The organism is Nocardia sp. CA-084685 (genome assembly GCF_050955785.1).
Lineage (GTDB): Bacteria > Actinomycetota > Actinomycetes > Mycobacteriales > Mycobacteriaceae > Nocardia.
In genome coordinates this window covers 9,123,016-9,146,979 of sequence record NZ_CP192094.1, presented here as the reverse complement: position 1 = coordinate 9,146,979, position 23,964 = coordinate 9,123,016, and the positions used below count along the sequence as shown (strand labels likewise).

The window sequence follows — 23,964 nt, the reverse complement described above, 5'->3', positions numbered from 1 at the left end:
CGGGATCGCGCAGCGATTCGATGAGCGGTGCTGGCCGGGAAACGGATGGGCTGGTCAGCCCAACGCGCTTGCCCGGCGCCATCCGCCCCGTCGCGCTGATCACCGGACCCGCCTCCGGTATCGGGCGCGGCTTCGCCGTGCGCTTGGCCACACTCGGCTATGACCTGGTGCTCGTCGCCCGCGACAAGGACCGGCTGGACGGACTCGCCGCGGAATTGGAGCGGAAGTTCGCGACCCGCTCGGAGGTGCTCGTCGCCGATCTGGCCGATACCGAAGATCGGGATCGGGTGTTGGCCCGTGCCGCCGACGGCGTCGAATTCCTGGTCAACAATGCGGGATTCGGCCAATCGGGGGAGTTCTGGACGCAGCCGCCCGCTGCGGTCCAGGCTCAGCTCGACGTCAATGTCACCGCGGTGGTGCAGCTCACCAGGGCCGCGCTGCCATCGATGATCGCGGCCGCGAAGGGGTCGATCGTCAATGTGGCCAGCGTCGCGGGTCTGATTCCCGGACGGGGCTCGACCTATTCGGCCTCCAAGGCTTACGTCGTATCCTTCACCGAGGGGCTGGCGGGTGGACTGGCCGGAACTGGAGTCCGGGTCCAAGCCCTATGCCCCGGATTCGTGCATACCGAATTCCATGAGCGGGCCGGCATCGAGATGTCCTCGCTGCCGAAACAGCTGTGGCTGAGCGTCGACCAGGTGGTCGCCGGTTCGCTACGTGATCTGGAGAAGGACCGGGTGCTCAGCGTGCCCGGTCTGCAGTACAAAGTGCTCACCACCGCCGCCGGGATGATCCCGCGAGCCCTGGCGGCCCGACTGAATCGCGGCATATTCAACGCACGCGGAAGGACTTGACAGACATGATCGACCAGGTGAACAAGGCCGCCGTTTCGACCGACGACCGCGACAGATTGGCCGCACTCGTGCGCGAGCTCGCCGTCGTGCACGGCCGGGTCACACTGTCTTCGGGCAAAGAGGCCGACTACTACGTGGACTTGCGCCGCGCCACCCTGCACCACGGTGCCGGACCGTTGATCGGCAAGCTACTGCGCGAACTCGTCGCGGACTGGGATTTCGAGGCCGTCGGCGGGCTCACCATGGGCGCGGATCCGGTCGCGCTGGCCGTCATGCACGCGCCCGGCCGACCGATCGACGCCTTCGTGGTGCGTAAAGCCGCCAAGACCCATGGCATGCAGCGCCAGATCGAGGGGCCGGACATCGTCGGCAAGCGGGTGCTCGTCGTCGAGGACACCACGACCACCGGAAATTCGCCCCTGACCGCCGTGCGCGCCCTGCGCGAGGCCGGCGCGACGGTCGTCGGCGTCGCGACCGTGGTCGATCGGGAGACCGGTGCCGATCAGGTCATCGCCGCCGAGGGGCTGGAGTACCGGTCGATTCTCGGTTTGAAGGATCTCGCCCTCGGCTGAGCTTTTCTTTTAACCTCTGCCTGTCGCAGCCGAAGTGATCGGCTGCGACAGGCAGAAGTTGTTTAGGCGAGAATTGTTGGTGCCGTGGAGATTTCGTTCTCGTTCGGCAGCGTGTCGGCGTGACTCTGGGCGGCCACCGCATCATCATCGTCGGGTTCTGTCCAAAGAGCCTGAAAAGAGACGCGGTGGCCGTGGGTGCCAGTGTGCCTCAAGCGATGAGTTCGGTCGAGTCAACGCGCTCGTTCGATCTGGATTGTCTTGCGGTGTTTCGTAATTCGTTCTATGACTGCCTCGAGCGGCGGTCCGACGCACTGTTCGAGCTGACCGAGGCGGTGCTGTGCAGCGATGGTCCCGTGCATACCTTGGTCGGATTGTCGTTGGCCGCCGAGCACCGCCGCGGACATGGCGCGCTATATGACGGTCTGGGTAGTGGCCGTATCGACTTCGCAAGGCTGCGGCGATCCGTGGCTGGGCTGCCGGTGCCGCGTGACGGCGACGGCCGGATCTTGCTGGCCGTCGATGTCAGTCCGTGGCTGCGCCCGGACGCCGCGACCAGTCCCGATCGGGCGTTCTGCCACGTCTACGGACGCGGAAAAGGCCAAGCGCAAATGATTCCTGGGTGGCCCTACTCGTTCGTGGCGGCGCTCGAGCCCGGCCGCACATCATGGACCGCGATGCTTGACGCGGTGCGCATCGATCCCGACGACGACCTGACCACGGTGACCTCCACACAAATTCGTGAGGTTGTCGACAGACTCCGTCTGGCCGGGCAGCACCAGCCCCACGACCCGGCGATCCTGATCGTATTCGACGCCGGCTACGACATCACCCGCCTGGCATATTTGCTGGTTGACCTGCCCGTGGAACTGGTCGGCAGAATCCGCAGCGACCGGGTCCTGGCGTTGCCTGCCGCGGCCCGTCCAGCGGCCAGGACCGGACGTCCAGCCAAACACGGACCCGAATTCGTGCTCGCCGACGCCACCACCTACCCCAAACCGCAAGTGTCGACCCACACCGACACCGACCGTTACGGCTTGGCCGAAGCCAGCGCCTGGCACCGACTGCACCCCATGCTCAAGCATCGCGGCAACTGGGCCGACCACGCCGGCCCGCTGCCGACGATCGAGGGCACCCTGCTGCGGCTGCGGGTGCAGTACCTGCCCGGCGACCGCAACCCGAAACCGGTCTGGCTGTGGTGTTCCAACCCTGACGCCACCGCTACAGAGGTGGACCGATACTGGCGAACGTTCCTGCGCCGCTTCGACATTGAGCACACGTTCAGATTCTTCAAACAAACCCTCGGCTGGACCCGCCCCCATCTGCGCGATCCCCACGCCGCCGACCGCTGGACCTGGCTGGTAATCGCTGCCCACACCCAACTACGGCTGGCCCGCAACCTCACCCACGACCTGCGTCGCCCCTGGGAGAAACCAGCCTCCCGACCCGACCGGCTCACCCCCGCACGAGTCCGCCGAGGGTTTCGGAACCTCCGCCCGACAACAGCCCTACCCGCCAGAGCACCGAAACCCTCCCGCCCCGGCCCGGGACGCCCACCCGGCTCCAAAAACAAGCAACCCGCCCCACACCAACCAGTAGGCAAAAACGCCACAACCCCCACCAGCACAGCTGGTGGGGGTTAAAAGACAAGCTTAGCGAGCGTCCGGAAACTCGGGTCTCCTGGCGGTGGTGCGGGCCAGTCAGCGAACACAAGCGTGACGGTGGCGAAGCGGGCGCGTAGCGCGGTCAGCAGCCGGTGCGCCGCGTCGCGGTCCTGGATCGAAGCGGCGGTCACCACGACCGCCAGCAGCAGGCCGCTGGTATCGGTGGCGATGTGGCGTTTGCGGCGCCGCCAGCGACTGCTTGCAGGTTCCTCGAAATGGTCGGACGCGAGACAGTGGGGGGCCGCGAACACGCGGTGCCGTAGGCGCTGCAAAATGTCTCCAGTGACCGATCCGCTACAGCCCCTCGTCGATCTGCCCGGTGTACGCGAAGCCGCCGATAAGGCGCGTGACGCGCTCGCCGCGGTGCATCGGCACAAGGCGAACCGGCGTGGCTGGCCGACCACGGCCGCCGAGGCGGCGGTGCGGGCCGCGCGCTCATCTGCCGCGATCGACGGCGGCAGTACCGAGCTGCCCGCCGATGGTCGGGTCGCGGATCCGATCCTGGCCGGCTCGCTGCGAGTCGGCCAGGCGCTCGACGGCGACGCCCTGCGGAATCTGGTCGGCACCTGGCAGCGCGCGCCGCTGCAGGCGCTGGCTCGGCTGCATCTGCTGGCCGCGGCCGATCTGGTCAACGACGAGGAGCTACTCGGGCGCCCGCGCGGTGACGGCGGCGTGGCCGAACGGCTCGACCTGCTGGTGCAGACAGTGCTCGGATCCAAGGCGCCGGCGCCGGTCATCGCGGCGGTCGTGCACGGTGAGCTACTGACCTTGCGGCCATTCGGTACGGCCGACGGCATAGTGGCGCGGGCGGCCTCGCGACTGGTGGCCGCGTCCAGTGGGCTGGATCCGCACAGTCTCGGCGTGCCGGAGGTGTTCTGGCTGCGGCGGCGTCAGCAGTATCTGGACGCGGCGGCCGGATTCGGCTCGGGTGCTCCGGATGCGGTGGGCGGCTGGGTGATCCTGTGTTGCGGCGCCTTCGAAGACGGTGCGCGGGAGGCGACATCGATCGCCGACGCGGCATCCGGATAGGGGCCCACACATCAAAGCGGGCGGCGTTGTCGTTGACGACCTCACCGCCCGCTAGCACGGATACCCGGTTACCAAGCGTGCTGGGTGGGTTGTGTTCTGCGGCCTCGGCGATTATCCGGACTCCGGCGGTTCATCCCCGCAACCTGTGCGAGGCGTTCGCCGTCGAAAACCCGGATCTCGCAGGCCCACAACGCTTTTGCCCTTGTCGCGGCGCGCTCCGCGTGGGTGCCTGGTGTCCGTGCTGGGAAGGGTGGGTCGGGGAGCTGAGCCTTCTCTTCCGGCTCCGCTCAGGCCTTCCGTCCTTCCGTAGTTACATTTCTACACTGTGACTGCCCTCACATCAAGGCTTGAAAAAACATTCAATAAGCTGCGTGTCTACCGGCGTTTCGTGGTTGGATCCCTGGTCCCGGCGGCCTCTGTGTTACGTCGGCAAGCCCTCCGCAGCGCGCCTCAACAGGGCCGCCGCGCGGCCCGGGTCCGGTAGCAATGACTCAGCGCCGCCGGCGCAGCAACCGGTAGCTGATCGCCCCGGCCAGTACCGCACTCAACCCCACTGCGGCTGTCGCGGCAAGGGTGGTCGACGACGGACTCTGGAACCGCGACCACAGCGAGACCGGGTTGGAGAACGTGAGAATCGGCCAGCCCTTGGCCACCGCTTCACGGCGCAGATTGCGATCCGGGTTCACCGCGGTCGGATGCCCCACCGCGCTCAGCATCGGGAGATCGGTCACGGAATCGGAGTAGGCATAACACCGCGAAAGGTCGTAACCCTCAGCGGCGGCGAGCTTTTCGATCGCGGTCACCTTACCGGCACCGTAGCAATAGAATTCGACCTCACCGGTGTAGCGACCGTCCTCGACGACCATCCTGGTCGCCGCGGTATGTGAGGCGCCCAACACCTCGGCGATCGGGCCGACGATCTCCTCGCCCGAGGCCGAAACGATCACCACGTCGTGGCCCCGGATCTTGTGGTCGGCAATGAGATCCGCGGCCTCGGCATAGATCAGCGGATCGACGAGTTCGTGAAGTGTCTCGGCCACAATGGATTTCACCTGCTCGACATCCCAGCCGGCGACCATATTGGTCAGATTGGCGCGCATGCGCTCCATCTGGTCGTGGTCGGCGCCCGAGAGCATGAACAGGAAGTGGGCGTAACTGCTCTCCAGCACCGCGCGCCGGTTCAGCAGGCCCTGCGCGTAGAAGGGCTTACTGAACACGTAGGTGCTCGATTTTGCGATCACTGTCTTGTCGAGATCGAAAAAGGCGGCCACGCGCTCGCCCCCGGCGCTCGGTCGCTTCGTTGCTGTCGCGTCCCGTGCCGTCTGGTCATCGAGCTCTGTTTGGTCGCCATCGGCCCTCACCCGTTCAGAATATGCATGCCGCGGCGATGGTGCCCGACGGGTCGGGAGTCCGGTTGGTTCGATGGGTTTGCCCCGCAGACGCCGGGCCGGTCGTGGCCACAAAGTTCTCCGACTACAGACTTGCGTAGTGGCCCCGGCTTGGGTGTAGTATTGCTGGCACCTGGACATAGTCCAGGTGCGTTCAGCCCGACCCCCCGGGGCTGAACCCGACGGCCCCAGCCTCCTCCCCCCCCGGCTGGGGCCGTCCTCTATTTCGGGCAAGGTTCCCGCGGACTCGGCTCCCCGGATTTATCCACAACCCCCGAGTTATCCACATTCGGCATATTGCATCTTCTGCTGGGCTTCGTCTTCGAGCACGCTGACCTGCATGAATCTCGAAGCCGCTCCGGCACTCACACCGCCGCCCGCGCTCGTGCTGATCCAGGACATCCGGCTGCGCGATGAGGTACGCCGGGTCGCGGCGGCCGCGGAACGCGAGCTCGACGAGCACGCGCTCGCTGTCGGTCGCCACGCCTGGGTGGCGGCACCACTGGTGGTCCTCGACACAGAGGCGGCGCAGAGCTGTGCACGCGCCGGTTATCTCCGGCGGATCGGCATCGTGCTGGTGACCGATGGGGAGCCCGGATTGGCCGATTGGAAGGCCGCCGCAGCCGTCGGTGCCGAGCGCGTCATCGCGCTGCCCGGTGCCGCGGTCGGGCTTATCGAGAAGTTTGCTGAGCACGGCGAATATCGCATGGGCGACGGTGTTGTGGTCGCGATCGCGGGTGCCAGCGGCGGTGCGGGGGCCTCCACATTGGCCGCGGCGACCGGACTGCGATCCGCCGCCGAGCGGTTCCGCCGCGACACCGTGCTCGTCGACGGCGCACCCCTCGGCGGCGGCCTCGACCTGCTGCTCGGCATCGAAACCGGGGCGGGATTGCGCTGGCCGGACCTGGTGATCGAGGACGGTCGGGTCTCCGCCGCCGCACTGCACGGCGCACTACCGGCCGCCGCGCCGGGACTGGCGGTACTGTCCTGTGGTCGCGGCGGTGCCGGACGCTTGCCCGCCGAAATCGGCTCCGCTGCTGTCCGCGCCGTCATCGAAGCGGGTCGTGCCGCAGGCGATTTGGTGATATGCGACATCTCGGGCGAACGCGGCCCACACGCCGACCAGATACTCGACGCGGCCGACCTCGTCGTCCTGGTCGTCCCGGCTCGCCTACGCGCCGTAGCCGCCGCCGAATCGGTCGCGGCCCACATCGCCCAACGAAATCCGAACCAGGGCGTGATAGTCCGCGGCCCAGCCCCCGGCGGCCTTCGCGGTGCCGAAGTCGCCGAGGTCCTCGATCTGCCCCTCTTAGCCGCCGTCCGAGCCCAACCAGGACTGGCCGCGCGCCTGGAACGCGGCGGGCTCACCCTCGGCCGCGGGCCGCTCCGTGACGCCGCGGACGCTGTACTCAGGGTGCTCAGCGCTCCTGCCGGACAGGGGCTGGGATGAGTGCGTCTACGGCCGAGTCGGCTCGAGTCCGTGCGGCGCGGCGCAATATCCCAGTGCGCCGTCACGGGGCGCAGGTGCCGGTGAAATACGAGCTGCAGCAGCGCTATCGGACTGTCGCGTGTGCTGTTGCGACAGTGTTCGGGATCCGACGATCTGCGCCGTCGGATGCGGTGCTCGGTGTTGGTCGACCTGCGGCTTCGAGTGCTCGGGCGATGCGTTGGATGCTGCGGTGGGGCCTTGCCGCTTCGGTGGGGAGGAGTTCGTGATGAGCGCGTTGGTGACGTCGGATTTGTTGGATCGGGTGCGGGAGCGGTTGTCCGGTGCGTCGGGGGATCCGGATCCGGCGCAGGTGGCGGCGGCCATTCGGGCCGAGGCGGGTGGGGTGCTGGGGGATACCGATCTGCTGCGGGCGCTACGGCTGTTACAGACCGAGATGACCGGTGCGGGGTTATTGGAGCCGCTGCTGCAGGACGCCCGGGTCGCCGATGTGCTGGTGACCGCGCCGGATGCGGTGTGGATCGACCGGGGGCGTGGACTGGAACGCACCTCGGTTGTCTTCCCTGATGAGGCGTCGGTGCGTCGGTTGGCACAGCGGTTGGCGCTGTCGGCCGGGCGGCGGCTCGACGATGCGCAGCCGTGGGTCGATGGCAGGTTGTCCGGAAGGGAAGCGGCGCTGGGGGATTCGTTCGGAGTCCGGCTGCACGCGGTCTTGGCGCCGGTGGCGCACGGCGGCACCTGCCTGTCGCTACGTGTGCTACGTCCGGCGACCCAGGGACTGGATGCGCTCGCTGCGGCGGGCGCGGTACCTGCCGACGCGAAACTCCTACTGGAGCAGATCATCCGGGCCCGACTCGCCTTCCTCGTGGTCGGCGGAACCGGCGCGGGCAAGACAACACTGCTGTCCGGCCTACTGGCCGAGGTCGCCGCCGACGAGCGCATCATCTGCGTCGAAGACGCCGCCGAACTGGCACCCCCACACCCGCACGTCGTGCGCCTGGTCGCGCGCACCGCGAACGTCGAGGGCGTCGGCGCGGTAACCGTCCGCGACCTCGTCAGGCAGGCCCTGCGAATGCGGCCCGACCGAATCGTCGTCGGCGAAGTCCGTGGCGCCGAGGTAGTCGACCTCCTGACCGCCCTGAACACCGGCCACGACGGCGGCGCTGGCACAGTCCACGCCAACTCACCCCGCGAGGTCCCTGCCCGCCTGGAAGCCCTTGCCGCGCTGGGCGGTATGGACCGCGCCGCCCTCCACAGTCAACTAGCCGCAGCCGTTCAGGTAGTACTGCACGTTCATCGCCGAGCCGACGGCTCCCGCGGCCTCCGCGAAATCGGCATAGTAGATCGCGACTCCCAAGGCCACGTCACCATAACCGCAGCCTGGCACGCTGACCAGGCCCCCACCCCCGCCGCCGCCACCCTCACCCGCCTACTCGCCGAACGGCTCGACCGGTGATCGCGGCAATGGCGCGCGCGGCCCTCGCAGCTCGAATGGATTCGGCGCGAGGCTTGTTCGTGTCTATGTCGTTCGGGGCGGTGGATTTTGCTCTGGAGGGTGATGATCCCCGCAGTGCGGGGATTCGCTCTGATCGCGGTACCGATCGGTCCGCCGTTTGCGGCTTCAGCGGCATTGTCGCCGTGCTTGGTTCGTTGGTGGGACGACCGGTGATCATGGCAGCGGTGCGCTCCGGAATTGCAGGTCGGATGGCGTCGTCGCGGTGGTTACTTGGCGAACGGTGCGGTCGATGATTGCGGGATTGATGTGTCTGGCACTGGGGGTTTTGCTGGCACCGACGCCCGGTTCGCGGCGACGGTTCGTCAGGCTGTTCACGGCGTCAGCAGATGCTCGAAAGTTCGGGCGGGGCAGTGGGTTACGGGTGGCGTTCGGTTTTGTCATCGTCGGGGCGTTGGCAGTTGGTGTCGGTCCGCTGGTAGCGGCGGTGTTGGTTGGGGGAACGGTCGGTATTCGGGTGCGGCGGGCGGGCCGGGAACGGCAGCGCAGCGCGGAGTGCGCCTATCTGTTGGACGCGCTCGAGGCCGTAATCGGGGAACTGCGGGTCGGTGCACATCCGAGTGCGGCGGCGGAGGTTGCCGCGCAGGAGTCGCGTGGCGAGGCCGCACGTGCCTTCGCGGTCAGCGCGGCGCGCAGCAGACTTGGTGGGTCGGGCGCGGATGGGTTGCGCGATCCCGATTCCATCGTCGATGCCGAACTCGCCCGGATTGCCGACGCCTGGCGGGTCGCCGAGCACCACGGTCTCGCTCTCGCGGAATTACTCGTCGCGGCCCGCACGGACCTGCTGGGGCGCATTCGCTTTCGCACGCGCACTACTGCGGCACTGGCCGGGGCTCGCGCCACTGCGGCGGTTCTCGCGGGCCTCCCGCTCCTGGGTATCGGCCTCGGCCAATTGATGGGCGCTGCCCCGCTGCACGTGCTGCTGAGTCCTGGTGCCGGAACTGTTCTGCTGCCACTCGGTGCAGCACTGGCGTGCATCGGCTTGCTGTGGACCGACGCGATCACGCGAAAGGTCTTCGTATGAAACAAATCTGCTGGTCGCGCACACGTATGGAGGGGTATGGAATGCACGGAATTGCCAGTGCACCAGTCGTTTTGCTCGCGATGGCATTGGTAGTCCTGCCTGGGCGAGTTGCGGTGAATCGGCGATTGCGGGCGTTGCGAGAGAGGGGTGCGCCGCCGGTAGCTCTGGCATCTCGGCGGGGCGCCAATAGCGACCCACTGGCCGTAGCCTCGGTATTCGACCTGCTCGCCGCCTGCCTACGAGCCGGGCTGCCGATGGCGTCAGCAGCTCGAGCGGTGGCACCCAGCGCGCCGCCCGCCCTCGGTGCGGGGTTGCGTAAGACGGCCGACCTGCTGGCACTCGGCGCAGATGCGGCAGCTGCCTGGGACCAGGTGGCCCGCGACGGCAGAGGCCAACCAGGCGCCGAGGAGGTCGACTCGCTGGCACGCCTGGCCCGTCGCTCGGCCCGCTCGGGCGCCTCACTCGCCGCCGCAATCGGTGAACTGGCCGAACAGCGCCGCAGCGGAGTCGAAGACGCAGCCGCAGCCCGCGCCGAACGCGCCGGAGTCCTGATAGGCGGCCCTCTGGGGCTCTGCTTCCTCCCAGCCTTCGTCTGCCTCGGCATCGTCCCTGTAGTCATCGGCCTCGCCAGCAGCGTCCTAGGAGGTGGACTGCTGTGAAAACCGCATGGCGCGGAAGTGCCGCATCACGAGCGACAGGTTCGGGAACGAGGGGGAGATGGACTGCTGCGAGAACCGCATGGCGCGGAAGTGCCACATCACGAGCGACAGGTTCGGGAACGAGAGGGAGGTGGACTGCTGCGAGAACGCCGCAGCCGGGAACGGTCGAACATAAAAACGCCGCGCGAAACAAAGCCGATCCGAGGACATGTCAGCACGGCATTGTCGGGTCGGTGACGGCTGCGCAGACCGGTGTTGGGCTCGGGGTGGCCGCGCTGCACATTGGCGGGCCGCGGACGCGCATGCGGAGCAGCACCGACCCGGGCAGGACCGTGCCGGACCTTGTTGGGCTTGCGGCGATCGCCCGAAGCGATGTCGATCACGGCGCTGTCCAACGCACCGTTGCTCGGCTGCCGAGTGCTGCGCTCGGAAGCGTTGGGCTGTGTGGCGTGGTGCCGGAACATGCGTGGACCACAAGAGCGTGTCGGTGCGGAGTAACTACGCGCGACATTGCCGAGGTGGGGAAGGGCGTGCTCGATGCTGCCGCGCGCGGCGTTGTGCGGCGTGGCCTCGAACTGCTGAGCGCTGCGCTCGGGAGGGTCAAGCGGTCGGGTCGTGCGCGGCGAGGACGAGCGTGTGGGCGTGGAGTAATTACGCGCGACATTGCCGAGGTGGGGAAGAGCGTGCTCGGTGCTGCCGCGCGCGGCGTTGGCGAGCTGCTGAGTGCTGCGTTCGGGACGGTGACGGGGTCGGGTCGTGCGCGGCGAGGACGAGCGTGTCGGCGCGGAGTGGCCGCGCGGGCGGGAATGAGAGGGGAAGACGGTGCGAATGGGAACGATGCGGGATCGGGTGATGCGGCGGCTTGGGGCCGTTGGTATGGAGGTGCGGGCTCGGACGCTGGGGGTGCTGGTCGCGGACGACGGGATGAGTACGGCGGAGTACGCGATCGGAACTATTGCGGCTGCGGCGTTCGGGGCCGTGCTCTATGGGGTGGTGACCGGGGACAGCATTGTGAACGCGCTGACGAAGATCATCGACAAAGCGTTGAACACCGCGGTGTAGCGCACAGTAGTTGTCGATTAAACTACTGCGGTACAACGCATCTCGGTGACGATCGGGGTGCGGTGACGGTTGAGGCGGCGATCGCACTCGCTGCCATCGTGGTTGCGGTGGTGCTGTGCGTCGGTGTCTTGCTCGCGGCGTCGACGCAGGTGCGCTGCGTCGACGCCGCACGCGAAGCGGCCCGGCTGGCCGCCCGCGGTGATCAAGCGAATGCGGTGTCGGCGGCGCGGCGGGTAGCTCCGCCGGCCGCCGACATCTCGCTGCGCAGTGAGGACGACCGGGTAGTCGCGGCGGTCTCCGCCCGCGCACCCCTGTTGCCCTTGCTGGTCCTGCATGCCGAGGCCGTCTCCACCCGCGAGCCGGGAGCTGAGCCGTGATCCCCAACGGCCGCCCGACGGCCCACGACGTGCCACCGGGCACAACACACATGAAGGACAGCGGCGTGCTGCGCTACCGATGCGCGGCAGTAAGGAAGCACAGTGCACGGGGGCGAGGTCGGGACGAGGGCGTTGCGACGGTCTTCGCATGTCTGACGCTGGTCGCCCTGATCGGTGCGACGTTACTGATCGCTCAGGTCGGGGTGGCGGTTGCGGCACGGCATCGGGCGCAGGCCGCGGCGGATTTGGCGGCATTGGCGGCAGCGGGAGAACTGACGCGCGGGGCCGATGTCGGATGTGCGCAAGCCGAGGAGATCGCGCAACGGATGGGAGTGCGGATTCAGCAGTGTGAAGTCGTGGAGTGGGATGCCACTGTCACTGTTGAAACGAATGTACCAATGGGTCTGTTAGGAAAGCGGACTGTTCGAGCGGTAGCGCGCGCGGGACCCATAGAAGACGGAGTGTGACCGGTACGTACATGCACTCGCCAGTGGTACTTCACGATGCCGGAATTCGGTAATTGTGATGCTCGAATAAATGCGTCATTGCCTATATTTACTTAGTGCCAAGAAGGCGCTCGAATGAATCCGCACGTCGGACGCTAATGCTCATTGGCAATACCTCAGTTAACATGAACCTAATCCTCTTTATTCGGCGGTCCTGCGCACCCGGCGCCGCCTGGCGGAGCACGCGGACCCGCGCCGGTAATCCCTGGTGACCACCCCGAAAGGTGGACAAGTGATCACAGTGGAAGGTCGGTGCTGTCACGAATCGACTGCGGCACCTGAACGGGCTGTTCAGTCGCCTCTACCGGTGCCCAATTCGCCCAGAACCGCGGCCAGCAGGCGGGCCGCACCGGCCTTGTCCAGCGGATGGTTGCCATTGCCGCACTTGGGCGACTGCACACAGGACGGGCACCCGACCGCGCAGGTACACGTCTCGATCACCGCGAGGGTGGCCGATAACCAGCGACGTAGCTGCGCGAACCCACGTTCGGCGAAGCCCGCGCCACCGGGCTGCCCGTCATAGACGAACACCGTCGGCAGTCCGGTATCGGGATGCTCGGCGGTCGAAACGCCGCCGATGTCCCACCGGTCACATGTCGCGACCAGCGGCAATAGGCCGATCGCCGCATGTTCTGCGGCATGCAGCGCACCCGGCACCCGTGGCGAATCCAGGCCTGCCGCGGCCAGTAATTCGGGCGTCACTGTGTACAGCACCGCGCGGGTCGGCAGCGTCTGCTCCGGCATATCCAGCTCGACCAGGTCCAACACCTCGCCCGTCCGCAGTGTGCGTAGATAGCCGATCACCTGGCTGGTCACGCTGACCTGCGCTAATGCCGTAGTCACCCGCCCGTGGCTGCGCTGTTCGGTCACCGTGTCGACAGCGATCGAGGTGATCTGTCTGGCGCTCGTGCTCCAGCCCGGATCGGTGCCACGCACGAACGCCACTCCGCCCTCGAGATCCAGCTCATCCACCAGGTAGATATCGCCTTGATGCAGGTGAACTGCCCCTGCGTGCAGCGTCGCCCGCGCTCGCCCGGCATCGGCGGTGCCGAGCAATCTGCCGGTCTCGCTGTCGACGATGGCAATGGGTGTGCCGATGCCGCCGCGCACGTCGACGGCATCGTGCGGCTGCGCCTCGGCCGTCGCGAACCAGCGCGCGCTGCCGTCGCGCACCGCGCCGTTCCGGCGTCGAATCAACCCCTGGCCTGCGAGATCGGTGAGCACCTCGCGCGCGCCGAAGGCGTCGACCTCATCGTCGGTGAGTGGAAGTTCCTGCGCCGCGCACAGCAATTGCGGGCCCAATACATAGGGATTGTGTGGATCGGTGATGGTCGCCTCGATCGGCTTGTCCAGCAGCGCCTCCGGGTGGTGGACAAGGAAGGTGTCCAGCGGATCGTCCCGCGCCACCAGCAGCACCAACGATCCCTGTGTGCGCCGCCCCGCGCGCCCGGCCTGCTGCCAGAACGAGGCGACTGTACCCGGAAAACCCGAGATCACGACCGCATCCAACCCCGCGATATCGACCCCGAGCTCCAGCGCATTGGTTGTGGCTGCTCCCAGGAGCGTTCCAGCGGACAGCGCTGCCTCCAGCTCCCGCCGATCCTCCGCGAGATACCCCGCCCGATAAGCGGCAACCCGTTCACTGAGCTCCGGATCGACGTCGGCGAGCAGCCTGCGCGCCTCGATCGCGGTCAGCTCAGCGGCCCGCCGCGACCTGACGAATGCGAGCGTCCGGGCGCCCTCGGCCACCAGATCGGCCATGATCCTGGCCGTCTCCGAGGTCGCCGATCGCCGAACCGGCGCACCGTTTTCGCCGGTCAGAGTCGTCAACAGCGGCGGCTCCCACAGTGCGATGGTGCGCGAGCCCTGCGGCGATCCGTCCTCGGTGACCGCGACGCATGGCGCGCCGATCAGCCGGGATGCTGCGGCCGCGGGCTCGGCCGTGGTCGCCGAGCACAGGATAAAAACGGGGTCCGCGCCGTAATGGGCCGCGATGCGCCGCAACCTGCGCAGCACCAGCGCCACGTGCGAGCCGAATACGCCCCGGTAGGCATGGCCTTCGTCGACCACCACATAGCGCAGTCGGCGCAGCACTCTGGCCCAGCGCTGATGGGAGCGCAGCATGCCGACATGCAGCATGTCGGGATTGGTGAGGATGAAGCGGGCATTCGCGCGCACCCATTGCCTGACCTCGGCCGGTGTGTCGCCGTCGTATGTGGCCGGATGGACATCGCGCAACGGGCCCTCATGCGTCAATTCCGCTATTGCCCGCAGTTGGTCGGCGCCCAATGCCTTGGTCGGCGCTAGATAAAGGGCGGTGGCGAGGGGATCTTCACGCAATGCGGTCAGCACCGGCAGTTGGTAGCCGAGCGATTTCCCGGATGCTGTGCCAGTGCTGACGACCACATGTCGGCCGCTCGCGGCGAGGTCTGCGGTGCACCTCTGATGAGTCCACGGTGCCTCGACTCCAGCGGCCCGCAGCGCGGTGACGACATCGGGGGCAGCCCAATCCGGCCAGGTAGTGGTGGCCGCAGGGCGGGCGGCGAGTTCGACCACATGGGTCAGGCGGGCGTCGTCATCGGGACTCCCATTCAGGACACGATTCAGCAACGATCGCCCGTAACTTCGGCCGTTGCTAGCCCGTGGCTGGCTTGCCGGCTCGGTCGGATTCACGACTCGAACTCCACAACGCGCGCAGAAAGTGTGAAACGTGTGCGCTTGGGAAGAGCAACCGGCCATTTCGATACCAAATAGCGACCTGGGTCACAGCCTGTTTGCCAGACGCTGGCTCGGTTATCCCTAAGCAAACGAACCACAAGTCTGGATTCCGGCATTGTGTCCCTTACCTGCGCATTCGCAAGATCAACTTTTTTGCAAATTGTCGGTAACTCGACTGTTGAATTGCTCGAAGACATGGTTCACTAGTTCCTGGTCGCAAGCTTCTGTGTTCGAGGGACGGATCCAAAGTCCAAACCGTCAGCAGGATCGATGTTGCGAACGGTGTGCTTGGTGCTTTCCTGCAGGGGGAACCAACAGTACAGCGGTCGGAACGGACCCGGTGGGCGAACCTACTTGTCCGCCGTTCCGGTAAGAAAAGAGAAGGAACAGAATGGCACAGGGAACTGTGAAGTGGTTCAACGCGGAGAAGGGGTTCGGCTTCATCGCGCCCGAGGACGGCTCCGCTGACGTCTTCGTCCACTACTCCGAGATCCAAGGGTCGGGCTTCCGCACCCTCGAGGAGAACCAGAAGGTCGAGTTCGAGGTTGGCCAGGGCACCAAGGGCCCGCAGGCCACCGGAGTTCGCGCGCTCAGCTGAGCGTCACAACAATCCACTCGTCCCTCACCCCCGGTAACGGAGGTGAGGGACGAGCTATATCTGGGGTAGGAACAAACCGACGCGGACCTGCGGTGCGGCCGTACCGCGACAGGCACTGCATACTGATCACCAGCGACGCAGGTACGCTCTGTGGTTCGAGTCGCAAGCGCTCGGCCACACGTCGCGTCAAGGTATAAACGTGTCTGGTGGCAACGTCGTCCTCGTCGCCGCCGCTTGCCCCAGCCGCGTACAGCGCGAAAAAGCGTCGCGCGGGTCGATAAGGAAAGGTGTATTCGCCGGTGGCAACACGAGACCGCGGTGCAGCCGACCAGGGCCGTCCCCTGCGTCGTCTCGTGATCGTCGAGTCCCCGACCAAGGCCCGCAAAATAGCGCCCTATCTGGGCCGCAATTACATGGTCGAGGCCTCGGTCGGTCATATACGGGACCTGCCGCGCGGTGCGGCCGACGTGCCCGCCAAGTACAAGGGGCAGTCCTGGGCGCGCCTCGGCGTCGACGTCGACAATGACTTCGAGCCCATCTATGTAGTGAGTCCGGATAAGAAGGCCAAGGTCTCCGAGCTCAAGAGTCTGCTGGCCGATGCCGACGAGCTCTACCTCGCCACCGACCCCGACCGTGAGGGCGAAGCCATCGCCTGGCACCTGTTGGAGACGTTGAAGCCCAAGGTGCCGGTGCGACGCATGGTGTTCCATGAGATCACCGAGCCCGCCATTCTGGCCGCTGCGGCCGATACCCGCGATCTGGACAACGATCTGGTCGACGCGCAGGAAACCCGGCGCATCCTGGATCGGTTGTACGGCTACGAGGTCAGTCCGGTGCTGTGGAAGAAGGTCATGCCGCGGTTGTCGGCGGGCCGGGTGCAGTCCGTCGCGACCAGGGTGATCGTGCAGCGCGAGCGCGAGCGGATGGCATTCCGCTCGGCCGAGTACTGGGATATCGCGGCGAAGCTGGATGCGGGCGGGGGCAATGGCGACGCCACCAATCCGCGCACCTTCGGGGCGCGACTGGTCAGCGTCGACGGGACCAGGGTTGCCACCGGCCGGGACTTCGGGCCGGATGGGCAGCTCAAGGGCAATGGCGTAGTCGTCCTCGACGAGCCCTATGCCCGCCGCCTCGCCGAGGCGCTCGAGGGCGCCGATCTGGTGGTTTCCTCCGCCGAGGCCAAGCCGTATTCGCGCAAGCCTTACGCGCCGTTCATGACCTCGACGCTGCAGCAGGAGGCAGGCCGCAAACTGCGGTTCAATGCCGAGCGCACCATGCGGGTGGCGCAACGGTTGTACGAGAACGGCTACATCACCTATATGCGTACCGACTCGACCACACTGTCGGAGTCGGCGATCGCCGCGGCCAGATCACAGGCGACCCAGCTGTACGGCGCGGAGTATGTGCATCCGACGCCGCGGCAGTACACCCGCAAGGTGAAGAACGCGCAGGAGGCGCACGAGGCGATTCGTCCGGCCGGCGATACCTTCGCGACCCCGGGCCAGTTGCACGCGCGCTTGGATAACGACGAGTTCCGGCTCTACGAGCTGATCTGGCAGCGCACGGTCGCCTCGCAGATGGCCGATGCCAGGGGCACCACGCTGACGCTGCGGATCACCGGTGTCGCGGGTACCGGCGAGGAATGCGTGTTCTCCGCCTCCGGCCGGACCATCACCTTCCCTGGCTTCCTCAAGGCCTACGTCGAGAGTGTCGACGAAGAGGCAGGCGGTCAGTCCGATGACGCCGAATCCCGGCTGCCCGCACTCGACGAGGGTGAGCGCGTCACAGCGGTGGAGCTGAATCCCGATGGGCACAGCACGAATCCGCCCGCGCGGTATACCGAGGCGTCGTTGATCAAGACGCTCGAAGACCTCGGTATCGGTCGGCCCTCGACGTATTCGTCGATCATCAAGACGATTCTCGACCGCGGATATGTGTACAAGCGCGGTAGTGCGCTGGTGCCGTCGTGGGTCGCCTTCGCGGTCGTCGGTCTGCTGGAGGCCTACTTCGGTCGGCTGGTCGACTTCGACTTCACCGCCGCCATGGAGGACGACCTCGATGCCATCGCGGGCGGACGTGAGCAGCGCGGAAATTGGTTGTCCAGCTTCTATTTCGGTGGCGATCACGGTGTCGAAGGGTCGGTCGCGCGCTCCGGCGGCCTGAAGCGGATGGTTGGTGAGCGGCTCGACGATATTGATGCGCGCGAGGTCAATTCGATCAAGCTGTTCGTCGACGACGAGGGTCGCGACGTTGTGGTTCGGGTCGGTCGGTTCGGGCCGTATCTGGAGCGGATGGTCGCCAATCCTGATGACCCCGAAGGGGATTCGATTTCGCAGCGGGCGAATCTGCCCGATGATCTGCCGCCGGACGAGCTGACCGCGGAGGTCGCCGAGAAGCTGTTCTCGACCCCGCAGGAGGGCCGGCTGCTGGGGAAGGATCCGGCGACCGGACACGAAATCGTCGCCAAGGAAGGACGTTTCGGTCCGTACGTCACCGAGATCCTGCCGGAGCCCGCTCCTGAGGACGGGACCACGCCCGCGAAGAAGACCGCGAAAAAGGCTGCGGCGCCTAAGCCACGGACCGGATCGCTGTTCAAAGATATGGATCTGGCGACGATTACGCTCGACGATGCGCTGAAGTTGTTGTCGCTGCCGCGCGTTGTCGGCGCCGACCCGGCCTCCGGCGAGGAGATCACCGCGCAGAACGGGCGCTACGGCCCATATCTGAAGAAGGGCACCGATTCCCGTTCGCTGGCCAATGAAGATCAGATCTTCACCGTGACGCTGGACGAGGCGCTCAAGATCTACGCCGAGCCCAAGCGGCGCGGACGCCAAGCCGCCAGTGCCGCGGCGCTGCGCGAACTCGGAAACGACGCGGCCACCGGTAAGCCGATGGTGATCAAGGACGGGCGCTTCGGTCCGTATGTCACCGACGGTGAGACCAATGCCAGCCTGCGCAAGGGCGATGAAGTCGATTCGATCACCGACGAGCGGGCCTCGGAACTGCTCGCCGATCGGCGCGCGCGTGGTCCGGTGAAGAAGGCGGCCAAGAAGGCGGCGGCGAAGAAGACTCCGGCCAAGAAGGCGACGGCGGCGAAGAAGACCGCCACAAAGAAAACCGCCAAGAAGACGGCCGCGAAGAAGGCCTGACGGATTCGTCGGTGCCTTGCCGTAGCCTCGCCCCGTTATCGGAGTTCGACCGGGAAGGGGACCGCCATGGCGATCGATCAGGAGCGCGAAGATCTCATCCTCGCGCTCGATAGTCAGCGCGAGCTTTTCCGAATCACCCTGCGAGGTATCGATGAGGAGCAGGCGCGCCAGCGCACCACCGTCAGCGAGTTGACTCTTGGCGGACTGCTGCACCATGTCGTCAACTGCGAGCGGCACTGGACAAAGGTCATCGTCGAGCGGGATGAGGCGGCAAAGCAGGAACTGGCCGAATTCGAGGGCGAGTATCTGATGGCGCCCGACGATACGGTTGCGGGACTGCTGGCCACCTGGGACGAGGTCGCGCAGGCGTCCGCGCAGCTGATTCGCACCGAGCCGGATCTGAGTACGTCCATCCCGACCCCGACGACACCATGGACGCCCGATCGCGTGTGGTGGACAGTGCGCTTCACGCTGTTGCACGTGCTGCGTGAGATCTCCCACCACAGTGGGCACGCCGACATCATTCGGGAGGCGCTCGACGGTGCCAACACCACTTATCAGCGAGCGTGATCGATGGCATCGTGGATGCCATGAATGTCAGCGACCTCGAGTGGATTCACATCGCTGGCTACGAGAACCTCTCGGGTAGTCCGAGTCCGTTGGCGGCCGTGCCCGCTTGACCGCGGCGTCGACTGGATGCCGTCTTGCCGCCGACGAGATCCGCTGCGGTGTCGGGCCGATGGTCATTGGCACGGTTGGGTCGATATTCGGATGTCGGCTGCGGCGCTGTGTCGGCTCGGATTTGCCTCCCGATCGGCCGACCGCGCGGATGCTCGGAGCGTCGCCGCCGGATGGTGGCATGCCGCCGCAGAACGCCGGTTCGATACGGCCCGACGCTCGGACGGCGCGAGGACAAGGGTGTCGGTGGGGGCGGTTAGGGTGTACGGCGTGGCAGGTGTCTTCGATCGGTTGGTCGGCCAGGATGCGGTCGAGTCCGAGTTGACTGCTGCCGCGGTCGCCGCGCGCGGGGGGACCGGCAATGGTGCGATGACGCATTCGTGGCTGTTCACCGGGCCACCCGGATCGGGGAGATCCGTTGCGGCGCTGTGTTTTGCGGCCGCGCTGCAATGCACAGACGAGGGTGCCCCCGGGTGCGGTCGGTGCCATGCGTGCACGACCACGATGGCCGGAACGCACGGTGATGTGCGGCGGGTCATTCCGGAGGGGCTGAGCATCAGCACAAAGGAGATGCGTGCGATCGTGCAGATCGCCTCGCGGCGGCCGAGCACCGGTCGATGGCAGGTGGTGCTGATCGAGGACGCCGACCGATTGACCGAAGCGGCGGGCAATGTGCTGTTGAAGGTGGTCGAAGAGCCGCCGGATCGGACGGTATTCCTGCTGTGCGCGCCTTCGGTGGATCCAGAGGACATCTCCGTGACGCTGCGGTCGCGCTGTCGGCATGTGCATCTGGTGACGCCCTCGGTGCCCGCCATCGCGCAGGTGCTGCGCGAGCGCGACAAGCTCGACGAGAAGACCGCCACCTGGGCGGCATCGGTCAGCGGCGGTCACGTCGGACGAGCCCGACGGTTGGCCACCGATGAGGACGCGCGTGCTCGTCGGCAGCGGGCGCTGGCGTTGGTAGGTGCGGTTTCCCGGCCCGGTGCCGCCTATGCGGCCGCGGATGAATTGGTGAAGTCCGCCGACGATGAGGCCAAGCAGATGAGTGCGGCGCGTGACGAGCGCGAGCGCGACGAGTTGGCGACCGCACTCGGTGCGGGCGGCACCGGCAAAGGCGCCGCGGGCGCGACCCGAGGTTCGGCCGGTGTCCTCAAAGACCTGGAGCGCAGGCAGAAGTCCCGTGCGACCCGCACCGGCCGCGATGCACTCGACCGCGCGCTCATCGACGTCGCGGGCGTCTACCGCGACGCTCTCGCCGTTCGCTTCGGCGCCGCCCGCAACGGTTCCGGCGTCACCCTCACCCACCCCGATATGTCAGATCAGATCGACGACCTGGCCGACCGTGTCCGTCCCGAGGGCCTGCTGCGCTCCATCGAAGCCGTCCTGGCCTGCCGCGAGGCCCTAGACCTCAATGTCAAACCCCGCTTCGCCCTCGCCGCCATGGTCGCAACCCTCATCTCCGCCCAATCCGTATAGCACCCGGTCGCGCGCTTCGCGCATAGAGAGTCGGCGGCTCGATTCGCCCCGACGTTCCCGGCGGGTCATGCAGCCGATCTGGACCGTTCTGACCCCATAGGGTCCGCCGATCGCGCTGCGATGACCTCCCGTTTTCGCGATCCGACCGCCGAGACGATAGACTCGCCACGCCGAAAGGCACGCCGCCTTAGCTCAGTCGGTAGAGCGCTTCACTCGTAATGAAAAGGTCGGGGGTTCGATTCCCCCAGGCGGCTCCATTTTCCCTGGTAGAGGCTGCTGTGAATAAGCGTCTCGGCATACTCGCCGACTGGCTCGGCCTCGAAGCCACCGTCTTATCCGGACTCCTGGCTGCCCACTGGATCACTCCGAGCCGACTGCGCTGTAAATCCGGCATGTGTCCGTGTGGTGGCGCGTACTGGTCCGGGGAACCACCCACGCGAGGCTTGCATCCGGTACCTGGGTACAGGCTTACCGTGACGGTATGACGATCACACCTTCCGGGGACTGGGTACCGGACTCGTGCACCTTGCCTACCGCCGAACAACCCATGCGGGTCGCGGAGTTCGAGCTGTTCTTCGCCGAATCCGTGCGGCGTATGGATCGGCCCGCAAGCACACGGCTGGAGCTGCTGCTGAACCGCGACGCGGAAGTTGTCGGCCGCGACCTCGCCGCCCGCGAGTCGGGCTGCTGCTCGTTCTTCGCGTTCACCTTCGATGCCACCGACACCGGGCCGGTCATGCGTATCGAGGTTCCCGACACCCAGGTCGCGGTACTCGACGCACTCGCCGCGCGGGTGGACGAATCCCGCGGCGGAGGTCGGGAATGACTGTGTTACGCACCGGCGAGCTGGCCGTCGCCGCAGGAGTGAACACCCAGACGCCGCGCTACTACGAGCGACGCGGCTTGCTGGCCGAACCGCAACGCTCCCTGGGCGGGCACCGTCTGTATCCGCAGCAATCGGTCACGGTGCTGCGGGTGATCAAAGCCGCCCAGCGGCCGGGATTCACCCTCGACGAGGTTGCCGAGCTGCTGGCCGCCACCCAGTTCGGCCGCCGCCGCACCGACTCCGGGTTACAGGCGCGCGCCGCGGCGAAGCTGGCCGAGATCGACAGCAAGCTCGCCGAACTGACCGTGGTACGCGACACTCTGCGCGCGGCGCTCGCGGCCGGATGCGACGACCTGATCGCCTGCAGCGAAAACCCCTGCTGCCCAGTACCGTTCACCACCAGCGACAGCCACACCATAGGCGCGGGAGGCGACTGTGGCTGCTGAACACACCAGTCGCCGGCGCTGGTGGGCGCCGATTGGGCTCGGTGCGGTGATCTGCCTGGGATGCTGTATGGCCCCGATCCTCATCGCCGCTGGAATCCTGGGCGGCGGGATCACCCTGGTGAGCTTGTCGTGGCTGGAACCCCTTGGTATCGCCCTCATCGCCGCTGGTGCGATCGGGTTCTTCTGGTCGCGCACCCGCACCCGGTGCGCCAGCACCTCAGGTGTGTGCACGGATTCGGGATGCGGCTGTACCACGTCGACGACTACCGCATCGTGAATCCTGGTTCGTAGGCTCGATGGCCATGACCGTGTTGCGTTCGATTCTGTTGTTCGTGCTGGCCGCCGTCGCCGAGATCGGCGGAGCCTGGTTGGTCTGGCAGGGGGTGCGCGAACATCGCGGCTGGGCGTGGATCGGCGCCGGTGTCATCGCCCTCGGGATCTACGGGTTCGTCGCCACCGCACAACCCGACGCCCACTTCGGGCGTATTCTCGCCGCCTACGGTGGCGTCTTCGTCGCGGGCTCGCTGGCCTGGGGCATGGCATTGGATGGGTTCCGCCCCGACCGCTGGGACCTCACCCGCGCCGTCATCTGCCTGCTCGGCGTCGCCATCATCATGTACGCGCCGCGCAACGCCTGACATACCGGCAACACACATAAATTCCGTCGCCGTCGCGGCGATGGTCGAGGTCGGCACAGACATCGGACCCCGAATGTCCGCACCAGTGCCGCCGACGTCCTTATTACCAAGGGCTTCAGAGACGCCTGCCACTTCTTCCCTGAAATACCTGGACTGGAACGCCGGACACGGGACCGACGCCGTCCGCGATCTGGCGGCGCGTCATCACCTGCTCCACGAACTCGGCATCTGAGCAGGACAGTACATATTTCAATGAATACAGAAAATTATGTACTATCTAGAAATGGAAGCCGCGCTGCACAGCGATGCACTGGCCCGGTTCGGGCACGCACTGTCCGATCCGACCCGCACCCAGATCCTGCTGAACCTGCGCACCGCTGCGGCCTACCCTTCAGAGCTCGCCGACCGGATCGGGGTGACCCGGCAGATCTTGTCCAATCATCTGGCCTGCCTGCGCGGATGCGGCCTTGTCGTCGCGGTCCCCGAGGGACGCCGCAGCCGCTATGAACTCGCCGACGCTCGCATCGGGCACGCGCTCGACGATCTTCTCGGCCTTGTGCTGGCCGTCGATCCCGCCTGCTGCCCGGCTGCTGCAACCGAGGAGTGCTGCTGATGTCGCAGTCGTTGGGAATGCCATCGCTGCCTTCGGTGACGACGCCTGGGCGGTCGCCGCAGCGCCGGGCGGTGCTGGCCCGTCGTATCCGCTGGTTCGTCGCGGCGACGATCACCTACAACGTGCTCGAAGCGATTATCGCCCTCGCCGAGGGCAACCGGGTGTCGTCCACCGCGCTGATCGGCTTCGGTTTGGACTCCGTGATCGAGGTGTCCTCGGCGGCGGCGGTTGCGTGGCAGTTCGCCGGACATGACCCGGAAAAACGGGAGAAGGTCGCGCTGCGGATCATCGCGTTCTCGTTTTTCGCGCTGGCCGCGTATGTCACCGTGGATGCGATTCGCGGGCTGCTGGGAATCGGGGAGGCCGAACACTCTCCGGTCGGGATTGCCCTGGCCGCAGTGAGTTCGGCGGTCATGCCGGTGCTGTCACGGGCACAGCGGCGCGCGGGCCGCGAGTTCGGATCGGCCTCGGCGGTGGCCGATTCCAAACAGACCCTGCTGTGCACCTACCTCTCAGTGGTGCTGCTGGTCGGACTGCTGCTCAACAGCCTGTTCGGCTGGACGTGGGCAGACCCCATCGCCGCCCTTGTCATCGCGGGTATCGCGGTCAAGGAAGGTATCAACGTCTCGCGTGGCGACACCTGCTGCCCTGCGCCAGTCGCGCTGGGCGTAAATGGACGGGACGCTGCTCACGATTGCGAGTGCTGCGACTGAATCCTCGAGGCTTCAAC

24 protein-coding genes, 1 tRNA gene and 1 pseudogene are annotated in these 23,964 nt (G+C 66.7%); 22 read left to right on the top strand and 4 right to left on the bottom strand.

The genetic code is table 11. The features are described from left to right. The first annotated feature begins 20 nt into the window (after positions 1 to 20). From ACQP2U_RS40405 to ACQP2U_RS40395, 3 genes are all read left to right on the top strand, one after another. Entirely contained in the window at positions 21 to 854 is an 834-nt protein-coding gene (locus tag ACQP2U_RS40405) for an SDR family NAD(P)-dependent oxidoreductase (RefSeq protein ID WP_433716755.1), read from the top strand. Positions 855 to 859: 5 nt separating this feature from the next. Next, positions 860 to 1,426 (top strand): orotate phosphoribosyltransferase, encoded by a 567-nt coding sequence (pyrE, locus tag ACQP2U_RS40400; RefSeq protein WP_364397182.1) that lies wholly within the window; start codon positions 860 to 862, stop codon positions 1,424 to 1,426. Between the two features lie 215 nt (positions 1,427 to 1,641). After that, the gene (locus tag ACQP2U_RS40395) at positions 1,642 to 3,066 is read left to right on the top strand and encodes an NF041680 family putative transposase (protein ID WP_433712418.1); all 1,425 of its coding nucleotides are present in this window, start codon (positions 1,642 to 1,644) and stop codon (positions 3,064 to 3,066) included. A 112-nt stretch (positions 3,067 to 3,178) separates the two neighbouring features. Here ACQP2U_RS40395 and ACQP2U_RS40390 read toward each other — a convergent pair. Then, positions 3,179 to 3,272: pseudogene (locus tag ACQP2U_RS40390) on the bottom strand (transposase); the annotation flags it as partial. Positions 3,273 to 3,369: 97 nt separating this feature from the next. Between ACQP2U_RS40390 and ACQP2U_RS40385 the strand changes: the two are divergent. Next, on the top strand, positions 3,370 to 4,116 hold the full coding sequence (locus ACQP2U_RS40385) for an oxidoreductase (protein WP_433712417.1): 747 nt from the start codon (positions 3,370 to 3,372) through the stop codon (positions 4,114 to 4,116). Between the two features lie 491 nt (positions 4,117 to 4,607). Here ACQP2U_RS40385 and ACQP2U_RS40380 read toward each other — a convergent pair whose 3' ends face one another. After that, positions 4,608 to 5,387, bottom strand: a complete 780-nt coding sequence (locus ACQP2U_RS40380) for an HAD family hydrolase (protein WP_433716754.1) — start codon at positions 5,385 to 5,387, stop codon at positions 4,608 to 4,610. A gap of 457 nt (positions 5,388 to 5,844) precedes the next feature. Between ACQP2U_RS40380 and ssd the strand changes: the two genes are divergently transcribed. The 4 genes from ssd (at position 5,845) to ACQP2U_RS40360 (ending at position 10,147) form a co-directional block, all read left to right on the top strand. Then, positions 5,845 to 6,954, top strand: a complete 1,110-nt coding sequence (gene ssd, locus ACQP2U_RS40375) for a septum site-determining protein Ssd (protein WP_433712416.1) — start codon at positions 5,845 to 5,847, stop codon at positions 6,952 to 6,954. Positions 6,955 to 7,219: 265 nt separating this feature from the next. Beyond that, complete coding sequence (locus tag ACQP2U_RS40370) at positions 7,220 to 8,407, top strand: TadA family conjugal transfer-associated ATPase (RefSeq protein ID WP_433712414.1); 1,188 nt, start codon at positions 7,220 to 7,222, stop codon at positions 8,405 to 8,407. Positions 8,408 to 8,696: 289 nt separating this feature from the next. Beyond that, on the top strand, positions 8,697 to 9,488 hold the full coding sequence (locus ACQP2U_RS40365) for a type II secretion system F family protein (protein WP_433712413.1): 792 nt from the start codon (positions 8,697 to 8,699) through the stop codon (positions 9,486 to 9,488). Between the two features lie 80 nt (positions 9,489 to 9,568). Further along, positions 9,569 to 10,147 (top strand): type II secretion system F family protein, encoded by a 579-nt coding sequence (locus ACQP2U_RS40360; protein WP_433712412.1) that lies wholly within the window; start codon positions 9,569 to 9,571, stop codon positions 10,145 to 10,147. Here ACQP2U_RS40360 and ACQP2U_RS40355 read toward each other — a convergent pair. Next, entirely contained in the window at positions 10,127 to 10,357 is a 231-nt protein-coding gene (locus ACQP2U_RS40355) for a hypothetical protein (protein ID WP_433712411.1), read from the bottom strand. The two genes, ACQP2U_RS40360 and ACQP2U_RS40355, sit on opposite strands and share 21 nt — an antisense overlap. Positions 10,358 to 11,023: 666 nt before the next feature. Between ACQP2U_RS40355 and ACQP2U_RS40350 the strand changes: the two genes are divergently transcribed. The 3 genes from ACQP2U_RS40350 to ACQP2U_RS40340 all read left to right on the top strand — a co-directional run bounded on the left by ACQP2U_RS40350 (position 11,024) and on the right by ACQP2U_RS40340 (position 12,053). Then, positions 11,024 to 11,209 (top strand): DUF4244 domain-containing protein, encoded by a 186-nt coding sequence (locus ACQP2U_RS40350; RefSeq protein WP_433716753.1) that lies wholly within the window; start codon positions 11,024 to 11,026, stop codon positions 11,207 to 11,209. 62 nt (positions 11,210 to 11,271) lie between these two features. Beyond that, positions 11,272 to 11,586: a TadE family type IV pilus minor pilin gene (locus ACQP2U_RS40345; protein WP_433712409.1), complete on the top strand. Its 315-nt coding sequence runs from the start codon at positions 11,272 to 11,274 to the stop codon at positions 11,584 to 11,586. Beyond that, positions 11,583 to 12,053 (top strand): Rv3654c family TadE-like protein, encoded by a 471-nt coding sequence (locus tag ACQP2U_RS40340; protein WP_433712408.1) that lies wholly within the window; start codon positions 11,583 to 11,585, stop codon positions 12,051 to 12,053. The genes ACQP2U_RS40345 and ACQP2U_RS40340 overlap by 4 nt, the downstream gene beginning before the upstream one ends. Before the next feature lie 330 nt (positions 12,054 to 12,383). On the opposite strand, the gene ACQP2U_RS40335 is transcribed toward ACQP2U_RS40340, so the two are convergent. Beyond that, positions 12,384 to 14,702, bottom strand: a complete 2,319-nt coding sequence (locus tag ACQP2U_RS40335) for a DEAD/DEAH box helicase (RefSeq protein WP_433712407.1) — start codon at positions 14,700 to 14,702, stop codon at positions 12,384 to 12,386. 499 nt (positions 14,703 to 15,201) lie between these two features. Between ACQP2U_RS40335 and ACQP2U_RS40330 the strand changes: the two genes are divergently transcribed. From ACQP2U_RS40330 to ACQP2U_RS40280, 11 genes are all read left to right on the top strand, one after another. Next, complete coding sequence (locus tag ACQP2U_RS40330; RefSeq protein WP_011206895.1) at positions 15,202 to 15,408, top strand: cold-shock protein; 207 nt, start codon at positions 15,202 to 15,204, stop codon at positions 15,406 to 15,408. A 353-nt stretch (positions 15,409 to 15,761) separates the two neighbouring features. Beyond that, positions 15,762 to 18,557, top strand: a complete 2,796-nt coding sequence (topA, locus tag ACQP2U_RS40325; protein ID WP_433716752.1) for a type I DNA topoisomerase — start codon at positions 15,762 to 15,764, stop codon at positions 18,555 to 18,557. Positions 18,558 to 18,623: 66 nt separating this feature from the next. Then, positions 18,624 to 19,127: a DUF664 domain-containing protein gene (locus ACQP2U_RS40320; RefSeq protein WP_433712406.1), complete on the top strand. Its 504-nt coding sequence runs from the start codon at positions 18,624 to 18,626 to the stop codon at positions 19,125 to 19,127. Between the two features lie 378 nt (positions 19,128 to 19,505). Next, complete coding sequence (locus ACQP2U_RS40315) at positions 19,506 to 20,711, top strand: DNA polymerase III subunit delta' (RefSeq protein ID WP_433712405.1); 1,206 nt, start codon at positions 19,506 to 19,508, stop codon at positions 20,709 to 20,711. Positions 20,712 to 20,892: 181 nt separating this feature from the next. Continuing rightward, a tRNA-Thr gene (locus ACQP2U_RS40310) sits at positions 20,893 to 20,968 on the top strand. Between the two features lie 224 nt (positions 20,969 to 21,192). Continuing rightward, complete coding sequence (locus ACQP2U_RS40305; RefSeq protein WP_433712403.1) at positions 21,193 to 21,537, top strand: hypothetical protein; 345 nt, start codon at positions 21,193 to 21,195, stop codon at positions 21,535 to 21,537. After that, on the top strand, positions 21,534 to 21,983 hold the full coding sequence (locus tag ACQP2U_RS40300) for a MerR family transcriptional regulator (protein WP_433712402.1): 450 nt from the start codon (positions 21,534 to 21,536) through the stop codon (positions 21,981 to 21,983). The genes ACQP2U_RS40305 and ACQP2U_RS40300 overlap by 4 nt, the downstream gene beginning before the upstream one ends. Positions 21,984 to 22,050: 67 nt before the next feature. Next, positions 22,051 to 22,260: a hypothetical protein gene (locus tag ACQP2U_RS40295; RefSeq protein ID WP_433712401.1), complete on the top strand. Its 210-nt coding sequence runs from the start codon at positions 22,051 to 22,053 to the stop codon at positions 22,258 to 22,260. A gap of 25 nt (positions 22,261 to 22,285) precedes the next feature. Continuing rightward, entirely contained in the window at positions 22,286 to 22,621 is a 336-nt protein-coding gene (locus ACQP2U_RS40290) for a YnfA family protein (RefSeq protein WP_433712400.1), read from the top strand. Positions 22,622 to 22,904: 283 nt separating this feature from the next. Next, entirely contained in the window at positions 22,905 to 23,234 is a 330-nt protein-coding gene (locus ACQP2U_RS40285; protein WP_433712399.1) for an ArsR/SmtB family transcription factor, read from the top strand. Continuing rightward, entirely contained in the window at positions 23,234 to 23,947 is a 714-nt protein-coding gene (locus ACQP2U_RS40280) for a cation transporter (protein WP_433712398.1), read from the top strand. Before ACQP2U_RS40285 ends, ACQP2U_RS40280 begins: the two co-directional genes overlap by 1 nt. Positions 23,948 to 23,964 lie beyond the last annotated feature (17 nt).